Annotated in this window: 2 protein-coding genes, 1 tRNA gene and 1 pseudogene; 3 read left to right on the forward strand and 1 reads right to left on the reverse strand. The window is 62.2% G+C overall.

The window, feature by feature from the left end:
* Together JF66_RS23775 and JF66_RS16660 are read left to right on the forward strand one after the other, a co-directional pair.
* Nucleotides 1-156, forward strand: a pseudogene (locus tag JF66_RS23775) (ABC transporter permease); the annotation flags it as partial.
* Complete coding sequence (locus tag JF66_RS16660; RefSeq protein WP_035879781.1) at nt 156-1,061, forward strand: sugar ABC transporter permease; 906 nt, start codon at nt 156-158, stop codon at nt 1,059-1,061. The pseudogene JF66_RS23775 and the gene JF66_RS16660, both read left to right, overlap by 1 nt.
* A gap of 3 nt (nt 1,062-1,064) precedes the next feature.
* Here the strand turns inward: JF66_RS16660 and JF66_RS16665 are convergent, their stop codons facing one another.
* Entirely contained in the window at nt 1,065-2,366 is a 1,302-nt protein-coding gene (locus JF66_RS16665) for a glycosyltransferase (protein WP_035879783.1), read from the reverse strand.
* A 126-nt stretch (nt 2,367-2,492) separates the two neighbouring features.
* Between JF66_RS16665 and JF66_RS16670 the strand changes: the two genes are divergently transcribed.
* Nucleotides 2,493-2,564: transfer RNA gene (locus JF66_RS16670), tRNA-Thr, on the forward strand.
* Nucleotides 2,565-2,605 lie beyond the last annotated feature (41 nt).

A 2,605-nucleotide genomic window follows, 5' to 3' on the forward strand; every position in this document is an offset into this window, starting at 1 on the left:
GACATCCTGATCTCGTTGGTCTACAAGGTCGCCTTCTCGGGCCAAACGCGCGACTACGGTCTGGCCAGCGCATTCTCGATCATTATCTTCGTGCTGGTGGCGGTCATCTCGATCATCAGCTTCAGAAAGACCAAAGCGCTGGAGGAGCTGAACTGATGACAATACAGGCAACCCGAACCGAGGCTTTCGTCCCGGTCAAACGACCCTTCAACTTTCAGCGTTGGTTCGCTGCCACCGGGTGGCGGCACCTGGTCGGCGTGGTCATGGTGGTCTTCTCTGCTTTCCCGCTGCTGTACGTGCTGTCCGCCTCGCTCAATCCCCAAGGCACGCTCACCGGGTCCAATGAGTTGTTCTCCGAGATCGGGCTGGACGCCTATGGGCGGCTGTTGGACAACCCGGAGCAGCCGTTCGCCGTTTGGTTCGCCAACACGCTCATCATCTCCGGCACCACGGCTGTGTTGAGTGTGTTCCTGGGTGCGCTCGCGGCGTACTCTTTCTCCCGCATGCGGTTTACGGGCCGACGCACCGGGCTGCTCACTCTGGTGCTCGTGCAGATGTTCCCCCAGCTGCTTGCGGTGGTGGCGCTGTTCCTCCTGATGAGCACCATCGGTGACATGTTTCCGGCGATTGGGCTGAACACTCATATCGGTTTGATCATGGTGTATCTCGGTGGTGCGCTGGGCGTGAACACCTACCTGATGTACGGCTTCTTCAACACGATTCCGGCCTCGATCGACGAGGCCGCCAAGATTGATGGTGCGAGCCACGCGCGCATCTTCTTCACTATTATTCTGCGTCTGGTCGCGCCCATCCTGGCGGTCGTCGCGCTGCTGTCCTTTATCGGAACGACCAACGAGTTCGTGGTGGCGAGTGTGCTGCTCGTGGACCCGGAGAAGCAGACCCTGGCGGTGGGGCTGTACAAGCTGGTCTCAAACCCGAACTACGCGGATTGGAGTGCGTTCTCGGCCGGTGCCGTGCTCGCGGCGCTGCCCGTGATGGCGCTGTTCCTGTTCCTGCAGAAGTACATTGTCGGAGGGTTGACCGCCGGTTCCGTGAAGTAAAGGTCAGCGGCCGGCTGCGGCCACCGTGGTGATGGCCTCGACGGCCAGGTCCGTGGCGGAAAAGCGGGCGTAGGACTGGGCGAGCTCCCGGGCTCGGTACCAATAGCGGGGATCGGCCAGCACGGTACGCACGCCGTGTGACACCTGCTTCACCGAGGCGTCGTCGGTGCCGAGGGAGATTCCGGCACCGCTCCAGGCGACACGGGCACTGACCTCTGTTTTGTCTTCCGTCAGCCCGGCAACGACCAAGGGGACGCCGGTGGTCAGGGCCAGTTGTACTCCGCCATAGCCGCCATTGGTCAGGAAGACGTCGGCCTGGGGCAGCAGACGGTCGAACGGCACGAAGCGCTCCAATCGAAGGTTGGCGGGGCGTTGGGAGCGGGGGAGTACCAGCTCAGGGTCTGGCCCGCCTGTCGTCGCGACGACGAGCATGTCCTCGTTTGCAAGAGCCGCGATCGCGGGCAGGAGCAGCTTGCGTGGCTCGCGGGCGATTGACCCCTGGGTAACGACAATCACGGGGCGACCGGATTCGCGGGTGGCGGCAACGTCTGGCCACCATGCTGGCGGGGTCCAACCCGTGGTTGGTGGTGGAATCAGCGCGCCGATGTACTCGACCGACGTCGGCAGGTCGGAACGCGGGTATTCGAACTCGGGAATGGTGGCCACCAGATACCGGGTGGCGAGTTCGACGCCCCAGTCGAGAAAGAACCTGGAGAGCGGCGGCAGGCCGAGACTTTGGCGCATCAGGTTGGCATCTCTCTGCGTACTCGCGAGGGTGACGTGCTGAACGGATGCAGTGAGTGCGCGGTTGCGCGCCTGACCGACACGAGACGCCGACGGCGGAATTCCCATTCCGAATGGCGCTGTATCGACGCTGGAGAGGGCGAGCGGCGTGGTCGAAAAGGTCACGCTCGGGATGCCGCGTTTTTCGGCAAGAAACACCCCCGCGATGAAGGCGTGATCCGCCACGATCACGTCTGGCTGCACCATTTTGGCGGCCTCGTCCATCTCAGCGAACCAGCCGGGGACCGGTTTGATGTACAGGTTGAGAAGGCCCCATTTCAGCGTGCTCAGACCGGGCTTCAGGGCTGCAGAAATGCCCATTTGCTGAACCGTGTCGTCGTCAAGATCCACCGCGGCTGACATTGGCAGAAGAGTCGCGCCGGTCTCTCTGACCATGTCGCCGTAGCGCGATCCGGTGTACCAGAACACGTCGTGTCCGGCCGTGACCAAGGCGCGCGCAATGTCCAAGCCAGGTCGCACGTGGCCGGTTGTGGGCATGGTGCCGATGAGAATGCGTGCCACGGTAATGCCCCCTGAATACGTGTCAATCAAGCCCATGTTATCCCGGCGGTACCGAGGAGGTGCAAACAGGTGATAATCTGATCAGGTTGCCAAAATGAGGCGCAGCTTCTGCAGTTGAGAAGCTCTGCCCCCTTAGCTCATTGGTAGAGCACTTCCTTGGTAAGGAAGAGGTAGTGGGTCCGATTCCCACAGGGGGCTCAGGCTTGGAAGCGCTAGCAGCCGACAAGCCGTGGCGGGGT

It is taken from the genome of Cryobacterium sp. MLB-32 (genome assembly GCF_000738085.1).
Lineage (GTDB): Bacteria > Actinomycetota > Actinomycetes > Actinomycetales > Microbacteriaceae > Cryobacterium.

Coding starts and splice junctions, on each gene's coding strand:
- JF66_RS16660 (WP_035879781.1), top strand. CDS start 156: ATGACAATACAGGCAACCCGAACCGAGGCTTTCGTCCCGGTCAAACGA.